Origin of the sequence: Mucilaginibacter sp. Mucisp86, assembly GCF_047324315.1 — a bacterium.
Lineage (GTDB): Bacteria > Bacteroidota > Bacteroidia > Sphingobacteriales > Sphingobacteriaceae > Mucilaginibacter.
The window spans coordinates 1,236,846-1,253,920 of sequence record NZ_CP168503.1; the positions used below are offsets into that span (position 1 = coordinate 1,236,846).

Below are 17,075 nucleotides of genomic sequence, written 5' to 3' on the forward strand. Positions count from 1 at the left end.
ATCTTAAACCTACATTGTAAACTTTGAACCTATCTGATTTACCAGTTGCGTTACCGCAGCTTCAGAGATATGCAGGATAGGCTGAGGATAAATACCTAATACAATAACCAGGACACAAATTAAACACAAGGTAAACTTTTCGGTACCGCTAACATCGGTGAAGGTAGCTGTAAGCGGATTGGTTTCGCCCTGCATTACATTTTTGTAAAGACGTAACATATAAACCGCGCCAAAAATAATTGTTAAACCAGCTACTGCACCAAGTGCAATGCCGCCATATTGATGGGCACCAAAATCAAACACTCCTTTTAATAAAAGAAACTCGCCAATAAAACCATTGGTAAGCGGTAAGCCTACTGTACCTAATAATATGATCAGAAAACCAATTGCAAATTTAGGAGCAACTTTAGCAATACCCCCCAGTTGGCTAATCTCACGGGTATTTAGCCTGCGGCTGATGACATCCCAGATAAAGAACATACCAACAACGTTGATACCGTGGTTCAGCATCTGGATCATGGCCCCCTGAACACCGGCAATATTCCAGGCAAAAATACCTGCAGCTATTAAACCAACGTGAGCTATTGATGAATAAGCTACAAGACGCTTACCATCTTTTTGCTTAAAGGCAATAATTGAAGCATATACTACACCTATAACCCCAAGGATTATGGCTAAAACCTGGAAATGAAAGAAGCCAAGCGGAGCATTAGGGATCATCCATCGGATAACACCATAAATACCCATTTTAAGCATGATACCTGACAACATCATAGTACCACCTGATGGAGCTTCGGTATATGTATCCGGCTGCCAGGTATGGAAGGGGAACAAAGGCATTTTGATGGCAAAAGCCAGGAAAAATGCCCAGAAGATCCAGCTCTGATGTTTAACATCCAAAGTCATTTTATAGAAATTGTGGATGTCGAATGTTTTATCAGGCGATTGCAGGTACAGGTAAATGATACCAACCAGCATGAACAACGAACCTGCAAATGTGTAGATGAAAAACTTAATAGTAACGCGGATACGGTTTTCGCCTCCCCAAAGAGCACATATAAAGTAGATTGGGATTAATGCTGCTTCCCATCCAACGTAAAACAAAAATCCGTCGAGGGCAGTGAATACAACCAACATACCAGCCTGCATAAACAGGATGAGGCCATAAAAGGCGCCTTCATTTTTATATTGATGCTGATAGGTTGTTAAAATAATTAATGGTACAAGCGCCGTGGTCAGTAAAACCAGCACCATACTGATGCCGTCGATACCGGCACTAAAGTAAATTCCATAACTGCTGATCCAAGGCACATCAATAACAAACTGGGTTGATGCATCCGGAACAAATTTGCTTAAAAATATAAGCGCTATTACCAGTTGGGCAACAGAGAAAAATAATGCTGCATGTTTAGCTATCCCGTTTTTTAGCAGGGCAGTTATAACAGCGGCAACTATTGGCAAAAAAAGTAATATACTAACGGTCATTTTTATGTTGCTAAACGCTTATCGTTTATATTTTAGTTAATCCAAATACGCTATACAGAAGTACCGCAATAATTCCCAGTACCATGATGAATATGTAGAAACCCACATTACCTGTTTGCAGCAAACGAAGGCCTTTACTGGTTTCAATTGTCCCTCTGCCTATGCCATTCACCAGGCCATCTATCCCCAAACGCTCTATGATATTATAGAAGAAGTCAGAAAGCCAGTCGAGCGGTTTACGAACAATCAGGTCATAAAGCTCATCAAGGTAAAACTTGTGGTATGAAATGCTGGTCAATGCCGGACGCTCTTCAGTATCAGCAACAGGTACACTACCATTTTTAGCATATTTAACATAGGCATAGGCCATAGCAGCTAAAGCAAGTACTACCGACGTACCCATTAACGCATACTCAAGCGATTCAGACAAATGATGCTCGCCCAAAATCTCGTTTGATTTATGGAAAACAGGCTCAAGGAAATGTGCCAGTTCATGGTGTCCGTGTAATACTTCCGGCACACCTATAAAACCACCTACTATTGAGAGGATAGCTAACACAATAAGCGGAATAGTCATTGTTGGAGGCGATTCATGCAAATGATGCTCTTGCTCATGTGTACCACGGAATTTTCCGTAAAATGTAAGGTACATCATCCTGAACATATAGAATGAAGTTAACATAGCGGTTAATACGCCTACGGCCCAGAATATAGGGCTATGAGCGAATGCATGTGCCAGAATCTCGTCTTTAGAAAAGAACCCTGCAAATGGCGGGATACCCGCGATAGCGACAGTACCGATCATCATGGTGGTGAAAGTAGTTCTTATCTTGCCTTTCAAGCCGCCCATTTTACGCATATCCTGCTCACCGCTCATAGCGTGGATCACCGAACCTGCACCAAGGAATAATAAAGCTTTAAAGAAAGCATGAGTTAACACATGGAAGAAAGCACCGGTATAAGCGCCAACACCCAAGCCTAAAAACATATATCCTAATTGCGATACTGTTGAATAAGCCAGTACCTTTTTAATATCCGTTTGTGTTAACGCGATAAGTGCTGCAATAAGCGCTGTTGCCAAACCTACATAAGCAATGATCTCCATGGTATCCGGAGATAAAGTGTAGAATATGTTTGAGCGGGCGATCATATAGATACCGGCCGTAACCATGGTAGCAGCGTGGATCAAAGCAGAAACCGGAGTTGGGCCGGCCATCGCATCAGGTAACCAGGTAAACAATGGTAATTGTGCAGACTTACCGCATGCACCGATAAATAATAATATAGTAATGAACAATAGCGGAGTGGTACCTGATTTCATAACAGCAGCCTTAGGAAAAATTTCCGCAAACTGGATACTGCCGAAAACATAAATAATGGTGAAGATCCCTAATAAGAAACCAAGGTCACCGATACGGTTCATTACAAACGCTTTCTTCGCTGCATCTGCATAGTCAGGGTTAGTAAACCAGAAACCTATAAGCAGGTATGAGCATAAACCTACGCCTTCCCATCCAATAAACATGATGAGGTAGTTTGAACCCAAAACCAACAACAACATGAAAAACACGAACAAGTTGAGGTAAGCGAAAAACTTTCCAAAACCTTCGTCGTCATGCATGTAACCAATAGAGTACAGGTGGATCAGGAAACCAACACCTGTAATGATCAGGAGCATGATTGAACTTAACTGATCAATAAGGAATGCGAAAGGGAATTTCAAGGCGCCAACCGCAAACCAGGTAAAGTAGTTAACGTTGATGGCTACACCAGTTGATTTTACCTGGAAAAACGCGGCAATACTTAAACCAAATGATACCAGTACCAGCAAGCTGCCGATAAAGCCAATTACGCTTTTTGATAATGAATTACGGCCAAGTCCGTTTATAACAAAACCGGCTAACGGTAGTATAGGAATAAGCCAGATATATTTATCCATGTTCGATGTTGTACGTTTTACGTGTTACGTTATACGTTTTTAATTATCTAATCGCTATTGCGGGAAAGGGGCAACAACGTTTGTTTTATTACTAATCAGTTATACAAACCCGAAATTGAAATTCCGAAATCCGAAATAACCATTACCACTTCAACCTGTTCAATACGTTGATATCAATTGAATTGGTGTTACGGTAAATCATCACGATGATAGCCAAACCAACTGCAACTTCGGCAGCGGCCAGTGCCATGATAAAAAACACGAACACCTGCCCGGTAGCATCACCCCTGTATACCGAAAACGCGGTAAGCAAAAGGTTAACCGAGTTAAGCATCAACTCAACCGACATGAAGATCACGATAGCATTACGGCGGATCAATACGCCCATTACGCCTATAGCAAAAATGATTGTGCTCAACAATATGTAATGATTAAGCGGCACGGCGTGCATTGTATTTGTTAAACTTTCCATTATGCTGCTTTAGGTTCTTTTTCTTTAGTGGCCAATAATACCGCGCCTACCATTGCTGATAACAACAATACCGACGATATTTCAAACGGCAATAAAAATTCGTTGAACAATACTTTACCTAAGTTTTTTACAAGACCCAGATCAGGGTTTTGTAATAATACAGGGTTTGATGCGCCAATAAGTTTTAACGATGATGCAACAGCAACGGCCAATATACCACCGCCAAAAACACCGGCTATTTTAACCATGAAAGGCTTTACAGGTTCCGACTCCTTATTAAGGTTGATGAGCATCAGCGTATACAGGAACAATACCAGTATAGCACCCATGTATACAATGAAATTTACAATCGCCAAAAATTGTGCATTAAGCAAAATATAGTGGATGGTGAAAGTAAAGAAAGTGAGGATCAGATATAGGATACTATGTACCGGATTTTTGGCCGAGATTACCAATATCGAAAAGAATATGGACAAAAATGCGATGAAGTAAAATGTACTCATGTTTTTATTTACAAAATACCTTTACCCTTTTAGGCAGGGCAAAGGTATAAAACTTCTTTATTGATTTAAGGGCGCTTCTACTAATTTGTCTTTACCGTAAATAAAATCCTTCCTTAAATAGTCGGCAGGTACAATATCTCCGTCAAGGTAAATAGCTTCTTTAGGGCAGGCCTCTTCACACAAACCACAGAAAATACAACGCAGCATGTTGATTTCATAAACAGCAGCGTATTTCTCTTCGCGGTATAAATGCTCTTCACCTTTCTGGCGCTCTGCAGCTGTCATAGTGATAGCTTCTGCAGGGCATGATAATGCACAAAGGCCGCAGGCGGTGCAACGTTCTTTACCGTTTTCATCGCGCTTAAGCGAGTGCATACCACGGAAGTTTTCAGAAAACTCGCGCTTTTCTTCGGGATAACTGATGGTTACCGGCTTTTTGAAGAAGTGTTTCATTGTTGTGGCCAAACCGCCAACAATAACAGGCAGGTAAGCACGCTCCAATAAGGTAAGAGGCTTAACTTCCAGTACTTTTCTTTTATTGCTTAATGATTCCATTTGATTAATATCCAAAGTGTGTAAGTAATGTGCTGCCTACACCGGTAAGCACAATGTTGGCAATAGCCAGAGGTATTAATATCTTCCAGCCCAGGTCCATCAACTGATCATAGCGGAAACGAGGGATTGTCCAGCGTACCCACATAAAGAAGAAGATAGAGAAGAAAATCTTACCAAATAATACAACAACACCAATAATAGGCGCTATAGTAGGGCCGGCATGAGCAGCAACCCAATCCATACCAGGATAGTTATAGCCCCCCCAATATAAAGTAGCCATTACTGCTGATGAGATGAACATATTGATATACTCGGCAAACAGGTAAAAACCTAATTTCATTGATGAGTATTCGGTATGGTAACCGCCAACAAGCTCGGTTTCGCACTCAGGTAAATCGAAAGGTGAGCGGTTGGTTTCAGCAAAGGCACATACCAGGAACAGGATAAAACCAAGCGGCTGTCTTATCACGTTCCAATGCCAGCTGTGTTGTTGTTCGGCAATTTCTTTAAGACTTAATGTACCGGTAAGCATCAGCAATGCGATGATGGATAAACCCATCGAAATTTCGTAGCTGATATTTTGTGAAGCAGCACGGATAGCGCCTAACAACGAATATTTATTATTTGATGCCCAGCCACCAATCATGATGCCATAAACACCTAATGATACTACACCAAAAATGTAAAGTACACCTACGTTAATATCGGTAACCTGTAAATCAAAAGTACGACCGCCGATTTGAATAGCTGATCCCCATGGAATAACAGCCGAACCTATACAAGCGGTTAAAATAGCCAGCGAAGGCCCAACAATGAACAAAAAGCCGGTAGCGTTGGTTGGGATGATCTCTTCTTTCAAGAACATCTTACCACCATCTGCAAGGGGTTGCAAAATACCCCATGGACCGGCACGGTTAGGGCCTACCCTATCCTGGAAAAATGCTGCTACTTTACGTTCGGCATAGGTTGAGTACATAGCCACAACCAGGCTGATTGCAAAAATCACAACGATCAATACGATTCTGAATATTAAATCTGCAGTTTCCATTATAAGCGTGTTTCCCTTTCAAATTGGTCTTTATTTGCTGCCTGCAATACCGGGTTGGTTTTAACAACCGGCAGTGGTGTAAACTCGTAATGGTTAGCGCTGATCACTGATTGGTGCGATACCTTACGCGGGCCTTCAATAACCCAATCGGCAGTTTTCTTTTTGTCGAAGCGGCAGGTGTTACAGATAAATTCTTCAACCTCCCCATAAACATCTTTACGGCCGGTTACCCTGATCACATCTTCTCCCTTATACCATAAGGTAACTTTACCACAACATTTATCGCAATCGCGATGTGCCTCAACTGGCTTAGTGAACCAAACACGATTTTTAAAACGGAAGGTTTTATCAGTTAATGCACCTACAGGGCAAACGTCAATCACATTACCAGAAAAATCGTTATCAACCGCTTTGCTGATATAGGTAGAGATTTCTGAATGATCGCCCCTGTTCAGGATACCGTGTAAACGGGTATTGGTGATCTGGTCGGCAGTGAACACGCAACGGTAGCAAAGGATGCAACGGGTCATGTGCAGCTGGATCTTATCGCCGATATCGATTTTCTCAAATGTACGACGATCGAACTCATAGCGGGTTTTAGCAGCGCCGTGCTCAAAGCCTAAATCTTGCAGGTGACATTCGCCAGCCTGATCACACACAGGGCAATCCAGAGGGTGATTGATCAACAACATCTCTACAACACCTTTACGGGCTTCAACAACCTCGGGCGAAGTAATATTTTGTACCTCCATCCCATCCATAACACCGGTACGACATGAAGCCACCAATTTAGGCATAGGGCGCGGATCTTTTTCAGATCCTTTGGTAACCTTAACCAAACAGGTACGGCATTTACCGCCACTACCTGCCAGCTTGGAGTAATAGCACATAGCAGGCGGAACAATATCGCCACCTATCTGCCTTGCGGCATTCAGGATGCTTGTTCCGGGTTCTACATCAACGGTTATTCCGTCTATTGTTACTTTCATTGACATTTAATAATAACGTCGTTTGTTAATTAACCCCACCCAACCCTCCCGAGGGGGAGGGCTTTTGTGAGGCCTTATTTTTAAAGTCTCCCCTTCCGGGGAGATTTAGAGGGGTTTACGCAGTCTCTACAACTTTCAACGGATCAGCGTAATGCGCCAAACCATAGTTTCTTGAAGTTGCTTCGCTTGCGTTAGTTACATGCCACTCAAACTCATCCCTGAAATGGCGGATAGCACTGGCCACAGGCCATGCTGCCGCATCACCCAACGGACAAATAGTATTTCCTTCTATTTTTTTAGATACATCAACCAGCAGGTCCATATCGCTCATTTTGCCATGACCATACTCAAGGCGATGTAATACTTTCTCCATCCAGCCGGTACCTTCACGGCAAGGCGAACATTGTCCGCAGCTTTCATGATGATAAAAACGGGCGAAGTTCCAGGTATTACGTACGATACAGGCATCTTCATCATAAGCGATGAAACCGCCCGAACCCAACATGGTACCGCTTACAAAACCACCATCCGATAACGATTCATAGCTCATCAAACGGGCTTCGTTATTGATAGTTTTCAGGATCAGGTTAGCCGGTAAAATCGGCACTGATGAACCACCCGCAACAACAGCCTTTAAGCGTTTGCCATTGGCGATACCACCGCAATACTCATCCGAATAAATAAATTCTTCAACAGGTACACCGAGTTCAATTTCATAAACTCCCGGTTTTTTCAGGTTACCACCTGCCGAGATCAATTTGGTACCTGTACTACGGCCGATACCTATTTTAGCATACTCATCGCCACCTTCGTTAATGATTGGCACAACAGCTGCAATTGATTCAACGTTATTAACTACGGTTGGGCAGCCATATAAACCGGCAATAGCCGGGAATGGTGGTTTAATACGCGGATTACCACGTTTACCTTCCAATGATTCCAGCAATGCAGTTTCTTCACCGCAGATATAAGCACCACCACCAGGTTGAACATAAAGTTCGAGATCGTAACCGGTACCCAATATATTTTTACCTAAAAAGCCTTTCGCTTTTGCTTCGGCGATAGCCCTTTCCAGGATCCTTACCTGTGGCATCATTTCGCCGCGCAGGTAGATATATGATGTATTAGCACCAAGCGCAAAGCTTGATACAATCATACCCTCAATTAATAAGTGAGGGATATAGGTCATCAAATAACGGTCTTTAAAAGTACCCGGTTCAGATTCATCACCATTACAAACCAGGTAACGTGCCACACCTTCTGGCTTCGCCAAAAAGCTCCACTTCATACCGGTAGGGAAACCTGCACCACCACGACCGCGCAAGCCTGATTTTTTAACCTCTTCAACAATCGCCTCGGGCGACATGGTTTTTAATGCTTTCTCAACAGAAGCATAGCCACCCTTTGAACGGTAAACATCAAAAGTATTGATGCCGGGTACGTTTATATGTTCTAAAAGTAATTTCCGTCCCATAACTTAATTCTTAGCTTTCGCTTTTAAATCACTGATCAATTTATCTACCGACTCGTTGGTCAGGTTTTCATAAAAAGTATATTCAGGGCCAATTTGTAATACCGGGCCAAAACCGCAGGCAGCAAGGCACTCCACCCCTCTCCAGCTAAATAAGCCGTCGGCAGTAACTTCACCTTCTTTTACACCGAGGGTTTCCTCAATATGATCCATGATCTTTTCGGCACCTACCAGGCAGCAGCCGCTTGTACGGCAAACTTCCAGTACGTACTTGCCTTGCGGGCGTAAAAAGTACATGGTATAAAATGTAGCAACCTCATACACCTCAATAGGCAGGATGCTTAAATATTCGGCAACCTTATCCATTGCAGGTGCGCTTACCCAGCCAAATTCTGCCTGAACGAGGTGAAGGATTGGCAATAAGCCCGATTTTTGTTTACCCTGCGGATAACGGCTAACTATTTCATCAAATTTGCTGATCAGTGCCGGCGAAAATTCAACCGGTTCCTGAGCTTCGTCAACTCTAAGCATCTAACTCTCCGGCTATAACGTTTAAACTACTCATGTTAATAATAGCATCTGATAATAACATACCGCGGCTCATTGGGGCATACATCTGGTAATTGATGAAGCTTGGCCTGCGGAAATGCAAACGGTAAGGTGAACGGCCACCGTCATTAACCAGGTAAAAGCCCAGTTCGCCGTTAGTGCCCTCAACCGAATGATAAACCTCGGTAGTTGGGGTTGGAATTTCGCCCATCACAATTTTAAAGTGATAGATCAAAGCTTCCATGTTATTATATACTTCCTCTTTCGGAGGCAGGTAAAATTCAGGTACATCAGCATGGAAAATGTCGCCCGGTTCTTTATCAAGCTTGACAAGCGCCTGCTCAATAATCCTTAAGCTTTGCCACATCTCTTCGTTACGAACCAAAAAGCGGCTGTAAACATCGCCATTGTCGCCAACCGGCACTTCAAATTCAAAGTCTTCGTAAGATGAGTACGGGTTCATTGCCCTTACGTCGTAATCAACACCGGCGGCACGTAATAACGGGCCTGTCCAGCTATAGCTCAACGCGGTTTCTGCAGTTACAGCAGCTACGTCGCGTGTACGGTCAACAAAGATCCGGTTACGGTTAAACAAGCCTTCAAACTCCTTAAGGGTTTTAGGAAAGCTCTTTAAAAACGCACGTAATTTATCAAATGCACGACTGTTAAAGTTACGCTCAAAACCACCTATACGGCCTATATTGGTTGTAAGGCGTGAGCCGCAAACCTCTTCGTATATTTCATAGATAGCCTCACGTTGCTCCATCATGTAAAGGAAGCCGGTAAAAGCACCGGTATCTACGCCTAATACACCGTTACAAACAATGTGATCGGCAATACGGGCAAGCTCCATTACAATTACACGCAGGTAATCAACACGTTTAGGAGTTTGGATATTCAGAAGCTTTTCAACCGTCATGTGCCAACCCATGTTATTGATAGGTGATGAGCAATAATTTAAACGGTCGGTAAGTGGGGTGATCTGGTAAAAAGGCCTATGCTCGGCAATCTTTTCAAATGCGCGGTGAATATAACCAATGGTTGATACACCGCTAACGATACGTTCGCCATCAAGCTGAAGCACATTTTGAAACACGCCGTGCGTAGCAGGGTGTGTTGGGCCCAGGTTAAGGGTTGATAGCTCGCTTTGCGGATCGTTATCTGTATATACAGGATGATTTTGCATCAGTATTATTAATTAGAGTCAGGAATCAGGAAGACAAGAATCAAGATGAAACTTATTCTTACTTCTTGATTTCCTGTTTCTCGATTCTCAATTTCTTGATTCTATAGTATGTTATCTTCCGAAATAGAAATCTTTCTTATCAACACGGTTAGGGTCTTCCAAAGGAAACTCTTTACGCATTGGGAAAGCAGTCATGTCGTCAACATTTAAGATACGACGCAAATCCGGGTGCCCGTCAAAAATAACCCCGAAAAAGTCGTATGTTTCGCGTTCCATCCAGTTAGCACCTTCCCAAAGCACAGTAGCTGTTGGTATGTGCACATCGCCATCGGCCAAAAACACCTTGATCCTGATACGGGTATTGGTGGTTAAGCTGTGCAGGTGATAAATTACACCTATTTGCTTTTCCTGCTCAGGATAGTGAATGCCGGTAATATCTGTTAAAAAAGTAAATTTAAACGAGGGATCGGTTTTCAAAAACGTAAGCAGATCGATGATCTGTTCGCGACCGGTTTCAACAGTAAGTAAGCCATAAGGTTCACCTATAACTGTTACAGCGTCGGCAAATTTATCGCCTATTGCTTTTACTATGTCTTCGTTAGGTATAGCGGCCATTATTGAATCCCGTATTTAGCTAATAACTCCTGGTACTTAGGTTCGTTTCTGCGACGCAGTGATTCCGTTTTAACCAGTTCCTGAATATTCATAAAACCATCAATAATAGCCTCAGGCCTTGGAGGGCAACCGGGTACATAAACGTCAACCGGAATCACCTCATCAATACCCTGCAAAACTGAGTAAGTATCAAATATACCACCACTTGAAGCACAGGCACCTACTGCCATTACCCAACGAGGCTCGGCCATTTGCAGGTAAACCTGGCGTAACACAGGCGCCATCTTCTTAGCTATGGTACCCATAACCATCAGCAAATCGGCCTGACGCGGTGAAAAACTCAAACGCTCGGCACCAAAACGCGAAAGATCATAGTGAGATGCCATAGTAGCCATAAATTCGATACCGCAGCATGATGTGGCGAAGGGTAAAGGCCACAATGAATTTGAGCGTGCTATACCTATTACTTTATCAAGCGAGGTAGCAAAAAACCCGGCGCCTTCAACTCCGGCGGGGGCATCAACTAATTGAATATCACTCATTGAACTAAATTGATAGAAAAATCATCGTCCACTAAATGTGGATAATGGGAGCAAATTTACAATAATAACGATGTAAAATGTACACTATAGGCTTGCAGGGACTATATTTAGAATCAATCTAAAAAAGAATTCCCTAATCCTTTGATGTGCAGATATGCAAATTTCAAATGTGCAGATGATTTATTAAATTTCAGAATTAAAAGAACTCCTTCATCTGCATATTCGCACATCCGAAATCTGCACATTTAATTAATCCCAGTCTAAAGCGCCCTTTTTTATTACGTAGATAAAACCCAGCAAAAGCGTAGCCATAAAAATGAACATTTCAATAAGGCCGGTGGTACCTAAAGCCTTGAAATTTACCGCCCAGGGATACATAAAAATAACCTCCACGTCAAACAGCACAAACAAAATGGCTACAAGGAAATATTTAATAGAGATTGGTGTACGGGCATTACCCACCACCTCAATACCCGATTCAAACGGAGTTAACTTATCTTTTGTTTTTCTTTTAGGGCCTATTTTGTGTGTTACAAACATTGTTGTTACCACAAACCCTAAAGCCACCAACATTTGAAATATGATGGGTAAATAATTAACCGGTAAACTTTGTGCTTCCATGCTGCAAATATACTAATGCCTTAATAATAAAAAAGTGTGATTTATAAGGTTATTAATCATTTCTGCAATTCATTACCAATCTTGATAACTGAATTGGTTCATTAAATCAATTTTGCAAATCACGCAAATAAAAAAGGCCTCTTTTTCAAGAGGCCTCCTTATATCAATTAAAGTTTATGTTATTTGCTTTTACCTGCTCCGCCTTTGCGTTGAAAGAACGCTACCGCCTGTTTGTTGGTAGGATCACTTTCCCGCGCTTTAGTGAAGTTTTCAGTTGCTTTTGCATCATCTTTTTCTTTGTACTCGTAGTAAGTACCTAAGTAAGCATAAGCATTAGCCAGGCTCTTTTTAGTTTTATCATCTGCAGCACCTTTCGCTGTTACCAGCTCAATGTATTTTTCATAAAATGGTTTAGCATAACCGTTAATGTTGTTACGATCTTTTTCTTTCATATCGTTAACATAAGCACGGTATAGGTAACCATCAGCCGTAGTTGGGCTTTTTTGGTTTACATAGCTAAACGCTGAATCGGCCCTTACAAGCAGTGAATCGGCATTTGGCTTCTTTTCGTCATAACCAAAATAGTAGCTGATACCTTCGTAAAAATAGTCAGTCAATTTCACGTTACGGCCAGCTTTCAAAGTAACCTGACGGTAAGCATCACCTGCCTGCTCATACTTTTTCTGGTGATATAATGCCTTAGCAATTTCACCGTAAACATCAGTTTGAGTGCTGTCAAGCTCTAAAGCTTTTTTCAGGGTGTTAATACCTATTGAATCCTGACCTGTAGCCATTTGCAAACGGCCCTGATATAAATAATCACGAGGTATGATACGTTTTGGATCAGCTTTCTGGAACCATGTGTTAATCGCAGTTAAACCATTTTGATAATCTTTGTTTTCGAAAGCAGCATAAGCCAGATAACGATAAACCCTTGCATTGCTGCCTGCTGATTTTGAAAGATCAGTTGTAACCTGTTGCAAGGTTTTGTAATCGCCTGCAAGGATCAGGAAGTCGGCATAACGCATTTGTGACTCAACTGACTGATCTGTTAAGCTCAGGTATTGTTTGTAATGATCAACAGCTTCTTTAATTTTAGCAGAAGCCATCTTAGGATCTGTTAAAGACCAGCGCAAATCGGTTTCAGCCCATTCGCGGTAAGCCGGGCCGTAGTTTGCATTAATAGCCAATGCATCTTTAAATTGCTGCTCAGAACCATCAAAGTTATTAGCAAATTTATACAATACACCGGTTGCAACTTTGGCAGCCGGATTTTTAGGGTCAAGCGTAGAAGCGTCGGAATAGTTTGAATAAGCTTCGTTACTTTTTAATACCGAGCGGTAAGCATCACCTAAAGCGATAAGCAAATCAACATCTTTTGCATTGATGGCTTTTCCTTTAGTTAAAACTGCAATAGCAGCATCCGCATCAGCAGGTGCAATTTTTTTATCGGTAGTTGTAGGTAACAAATATGATAAACCTACATAAGTGTAAGGTTTTGCATCCTTACCTGCCAAAGCCACAGCCTGGTTAAAGTTAGTTGTAGCGCCTGCATTATCCTTATCTAAGCGGGCAACAGCGCCTAAACCGGCATAATTTAATGCTGATTTTGGATTTGCGGCAATACCTTTATTGAAAACGACTTTCGCCGAATCAGAATAGTCCTGTTTAATGTACACCCAACCCAGGTAAAAGAAATTTTCATCTTTAGCTGGCTGAGTTGTAGTAAGCGTTTTGAGCATCGACTCTGCTTTCTGATATTGTTCGGCGTCAATAGCTTTTTTGGCGTCGGCAAGACTTTGCGCAAAAACTGATGATGAACCTAAAAATACCAGTCCTAATGAAGCCTTAGCTATTTTACTGATCATTTTCATCTTTATTTAGTTATAGTTTACTTTTTAAAATTATTTCTCTCGGCGGGATCGAATCAGGTAATAAACCCGATTTCAATATGATCCGTTGCCCTACATCACTGGCTAAGAACGTAACAAAACCGGCGGCTAAACCATTTTTACTCGAACAATTAACCAAATATAGCGCCCTGCTTAAAGGGTACTGTTTTAAGACAAGTGATTCCTGCGAAGGTTTAAAAAATTCGTTAGGGTACTTCTTATTCCCCTCATCTTTAACACCCACTATTTTCACTTTGTCAACATAACCGGCATAGGCTTCTTCAGGGTTGTTAATCCAGCTAAAACCTATAATACCCATAGCATCCGAATGCTCACTTACGTATTTAATAACATCAATATTTGACTTTAGAGCATAAATGTTTTTTTGTTTAAACTCCTTATTTCCAGAGAAATCCTTCAAATATCTTACCAAACTTGAGTTTGGATTATCAAAAACTATAGTTTTGTTTCCGACACCCTGGCCATTAAGTTCTTTCTTTAGTTGGGCAACCGTTATAGTAGTATCGCCCGATGCTTTATTTACTATTAATGTAATTGCATCTACTGCAAAAGGTATAACTTGAACATCCAACGAACGGCGGGTGATTATATTACGTTCGGCAGTATCCAGATCACGTGATAATACGGCAACCCTTACACTGTCATTTAACAACATATTTACAGCCTGGTTTTCTGTTTTATAAACAAATACCGGGTCGGCGTTGGGGTACCGGCTCCTGTAAACGTATTCTTCCTGTGCTATTATAGGCGAAAAAGACTCATCGGCAGCAAAAGTTGCCCTTCCTGTGTTGAAGCCATCGGTTGGTACAGATTTTACTTGTTTCTGTTTACAAGCCTGTAAAGAGGCCATCGAAACAAATAAGATCGATACGTATACAACCCGTAAATTAATCTTCATACTGATCCTTCTTAAACAATCTTGAAAACCTTAAAATCGCGTAGCCAATAATAAACGCACCGAAAAGTAAACGTTGGTAATGTTGCAGTTGTAACGGAAGCGCGTCCCAGAACATAATCATGAGACCTAAAACCACGAAGCAAATAAATGCAGCGGTTCCTAAAATAAGCAAAAACCGCCTTTTGGGCGATTTTTGCTCTTTATTGTAATTAAATGGCATTACTTATTCTTCAGATGCTAAAGTAAAGCTAATTGGAACACTGTATTGTACACGAACCGGACGACCGTTTTGTATACCAGGTTTCCATTTTGGTGAATTTTTCAATACACGAACCGCTTCTTCGTCGCAACCGCTGCCGATGCCCCTAACAACTTTAATGTCAGTTAAAGAACCATCTTTTTCCACAACGAATGTACAAATTACACGACCTTGTGTATTGTTTTCACGGGCTACAGCCGGATACCTGATATTTTTGCTCAGGTACTGACCAAATTTCTCTAAACCGCCGGCAAATTCCGGAACCTGCTCAACCGAAGTAAAGATCTGGTTAGGATCGGCCTCTACCACTTGTTTAACGTCTGAATTACCTACCGGCTCATCAATTCTGATTTCGGCGTTAGGATCACCTTTTTGGTCTTTTTGACCCGGATCCGCAACAGCAAGCTCTTTTACAGTTGGCGGATCTTTCTCCTTAACCTCATTATCTGGTTTTACAACCGGAGGAGGGAAACGTACCTGGTCTACCTTTGGTTTTGGTGGTTCAGGTGGCGGCGGAGGTGGTTTTTTGGTTTGGTCAACCGGTGGTGGAGGTAACAGAACCACGTCTGTTATCTTCACTTTTTCGTCTTTCGCAGGGATAAGACCTTTGATCTTGTTGATGATAGTTGGTAAAGAAACTATAAATACAAAAACCACGATAGCGATGATCAATGACCTGCTGGTGTTTTTCGAATTTTCCTTTCTTAACTCGTAAGCCCCATAGGCTTTATTACGATTACTAAAAACAACGTCGATCCATTCCTGCTTTAGTATGTCTAATTTTGATCCTAACATCTGTTAAGGCTTTAATGGAAATTAATAACGTTATTTAATACTATTTATTATCGTTGTACAAGCCGTCTTTTTTCAGCAACTCGATCTCCGGTGCAGATATATCTACAATGCCGTAGCTCTGGATATTTGCTATGTTAATCTCATCAAGCGTGCTAACCATATTTTTATATTTTGATTTATCGCTTGGTTTGATCACAACAAACATGTATTTGCCTGTTTTTTGCTGTACTTCTTTACTTTTTTCAATTAACGTTTTACGCAATCCATTCGGACCGAAGTTGTCAATTGTTGGTGCCGATTTTCCCGGCTCGCCGATATACCACTCCAATTTATCGTCGCTTCCCAATAAAATGGTCATCGAACGAGAAGCGGCAATATCCAGCTGATCTTTTGTTTTCTCATCTTTATCAGGCATAGCCAAATCCATCGCCTTTGGTTTAGCGAGTGTAGTGGTCATGATGAAGAAGGTGATCAACAAGAAAGCCAGGTCAACCATCGCGGTTAAATCTACACGGGTTGATTGCTTTTTACTGCGAACCTTACCGCCTTTGTGTTTGCCTCCCCCGGAGGTATCTAATTCTGCCATGGTCTTCTTTTATTTTTTAGCTGCACCACCACCGGCGCTGCCCAAATCCGTAATTAAACTAAACTTGTTAACTTTTTGCTTTTGCAAAATACCGATAACATCCTTTATAACCGGATATTCCTCTTTGCTATCACCTTTAATAGCCAAACGAAGTTCCTTGTTATGTAAGGCTTTGGTAGCTATACGGGCCTGACGAATCCAGTTGGTAAGCTCTGCCGAAACAGAGTCTCTCGGAATACCCGGCTGAGCATATTTCTTTTGCTGATCGGCAGATAAAGCAATAAACTGTTTCAACTGATTCATTGGCACGCCAAATGAATTGATAGAAGAAAATCTGGTTTGTTCTTCAGGCGTAAAGGTCATATGATATATTGAACCCATTTGGTTCAAAGTTTCCTTGCGGATATCAACACCTTCAACACCAAAGAAAGCTTTTTGATCACCTACAGATATTGTAGCAAAATCAGACTCAGGTACTGGCTGCTGGATTGAAGACTTCGGTATATCAATAGGTACCGGATCCTCGGTTTTTACTTTTGCGGTCATGATGAAGAAAGTAAGCAGCAGAAACGCCACGTCGCACATAGCGGTCATGTCAATTGCGGTGCTCTTTCTTGGAACTTTTATCCTTGCCATGTTAAAAATTTCT

Annotated in this window: 18 protein-coding genes; all 18 read right to left on the reverse strand. The window is 41.7% G+C overall.

The window, feature by feature from the left end:
- Nucleotides 1-9: 9 nt before the first annotated feature.
- Nucleotides 10-1,485 (reverse strand): complex I subunit 4 family protein, encoded by a 1,476-nt coding sequence (locus ACEN9X_RS04995; protein WP_413669366.1) that lies wholly within the window; start codon nt 1,483-1,485, stop codon nt 10-12.
- A 25-nt stretch (nt 1,486-1,510) separates the two neighbouring features.
- Nucleotides 1,511-3,424 (reverse strand): NADH-quinone oxidoreductase subunit L, encoded by a 1,914-nt coding sequence (gene nuoL / locus ACEN9X_RS05000; RefSeq protein ID WP_413669367.1) that lies wholly within the window; start codon nt 3,422-3,424, stop codon nt 1,511-1,513.
- Between the two features lie 142 nt (nt 3,425-3,566).
- Nucleotides 3,567-3,896 (reverse strand): NADH-quinone oxidoreductase subunit NuoK, encoded by a 330-nt coding sequence (nuoK, locus tag ACEN9X_RS05005; protein ID WP_090533902.1) that lies wholly within the window; start codon nt 3,894-3,896, stop codon nt 3,567-3,569.
- Nucleotides 3,896-4,399, reverse strand: coding sequence for an NADH-quinone oxidoreductase subunit J (locus ACEN9X_RS05010; protein ID WP_091217130.1), 504 nt, complete (start codon nt 4,397-4,399; stop codon nt 3,896-3,898). Before ACEN9X_RS05010 ends, nuoK begins: the two co-directional genes overlap by 1 nt.
- 57 nt (nt 4,400-4,456) lie before the next feature.
- Complete coding sequence (locus tag ACEN9X_RS05015) at nt 4,457-4,954, reverse strand: NuoI/complex I 23 kDa subunit family protein (RefSeq protein WP_091217133.1); 498 nt, start codon at nt 4,952-4,954, stop codon at nt 4,457-4,459.
- 4 nt (nt 4,955-4,958) lie between these two features.
- Nucleotides 4,959-6,002: an NADH-quinone oxidoreductase subunit NuoH gene (nuoH, locus tag ACEN9X_RS05020; RefSeq protein ID WP_413669368.1), complete on the reverse strand. Its 1,044-nt coding sequence runs from the start codon at nt 6,000-6,002 to the stop codon at nt 4,959-4,961.
- Complete coding sequence (locus ACEN9X_RS05025) at nt 6,002-6,991, reverse strand: 2Fe-2S iron-sulfur cluster-binding protein (RefSeq protein WP_394332327.1); 990 nt, start codon at nt 6,989-6,991, stop codon at nt 6,002-6,004. Before ACEN9X_RS05025 ends, nuoH begins: the two co-directional genes overlap by 1 nt.
- Before the next feature lie 115 nt (nt 6,992-7,106).
- Complete coding sequence (nuoF, locus tag ACEN9X_RS05030) at nt 7,107-8,465, reverse strand: NADH-quinone oxidoreductase subunit NuoF (protein ID WP_112575916.1); 1,359 nt, start codon at nt 8,463-8,465, stop codon at nt 7,107-7,109.
- A gap of 3 nt (nt 8,466-8,468) precedes the next feature.
- Nucleotides 8,469-8,993: an NADH-quinone oxidoreductase subunit NuoE gene (nuoE, locus tag ACEN9X_RS05035; protein WP_413669369.1), complete on the reverse strand. Its 525-nt coding sequence runs from the start codon at nt 8,991-8,993 to the stop codon at nt 8,469-8,471.
- Entirely contained in the window at nt 8,986-10,197 is a 1,212-nt protein-coding gene (locus ACEN9X_RS05040) for an NADH-quinone oxidoreductase subunit D (RefSeq protein WP_208864805.1), read from the reverse strand. Before ACEN9X_RS05040 ends, nuoE begins: the two co-directional genes overlap by 8 nt.
- A 111-nt stretch (nt 10,198-10,308) precedes the next feature.
- Entirely contained in the window at nt 10,309-10,812 is a 504-nt protein-coding gene (locus ACEN9X_RS05045; RefSeq protein WP_413669370.1) for an NADH-quinone oxidoreductase subunit C, read from the reverse strand.
- Complete coding sequence (locus tag ACEN9X_RS05050) at nt 10,812-11,354, reverse strand: NADH-quinone oxidoreductase subunit B (RefSeq protein WP_091175781.1); 543 nt, start codon at nt 11,352-11,354, stop codon at nt 10,812-10,814. The genes ACEN9X_RS05045 and ACEN9X_RS05050 overlap by 1 nt, the downstream gene beginning before the upstream one ends.
- Before the next feature lie 249 nt (nt 11,355-11,603).
- Nucleotides 11,604-11,975, reverse strand: coding sequence for an NADH-quinone oxidoreductase subunit A (locus ACEN9X_RS05055; RefSeq protein WP_091217156.1), 372 nt, complete (start codon nt 11,973-11,975; stop codon nt 11,604-11,606).
- Nucleotides 11,976-12,154: 179 nt separating this feature from the next.
- Nucleotides 12,155-13,849: a tetratricopeptide repeat protein gene (locus tag ACEN9X_RS05060; protein WP_413669371.1), complete on the reverse strand. Its 1,695-nt coding sequence runs from the start codon at nt 13,847-13,849 to the stop codon at nt 12,155-12,157.
- A gap of 10 nt (nt 13,850-13,859) precedes the next feature.
- On the reverse strand, nt 13,860-14,786 hold the full coding sequence (locus tag ACEN9X_RS05065; protein ID WP_413669372.1) for a PstS family phosphate ABC transporter substrate-binding protein: 927 nt from the start codon (nt 14,784-14,786) through the stop codon (nt 13,860-13,862).
- Nucleotides 14,787-15,009: 223 nt separating this feature from the next.
- Nucleotides 15,010-15,840 (reverse strand): energy transducer TonB, encoded by an 831-nt coding sequence (locus ACEN9X_RS05070; RefSeq protein ID WP_274986923.1) that lies wholly within the window; start codon nt 15,838-15,840, stop codon nt 15,010-15,012.
- A 40-nt stretch (nt 15,841-15,880) separates the two neighbouring features.
- Nucleotides 15,881-16,426 (reverse strand): ExbD/TolR family protein, encoded by a 546-nt coding sequence (locus ACEN9X_RS05075; protein WP_413669373.1) that lies wholly within the window; start codon nt 16,424-16,426, stop codon nt 15,881-15,883.
- A gap of 9 nt (nt 16,427-16,435) precedes the next feature.
- On the reverse strand, nt 16,436-17,062 hold the full coding sequence (locus tag ACEN9X_RS05080) for an ExbD/TolR family protein (protein WP_413669374.1): 627 nt from the start codon (nt 17,060-17,062) through the stop codon (nt 16,436-16,438).
- Nucleotides 17,063-17,075 lie beyond the last annotated feature (13 nt).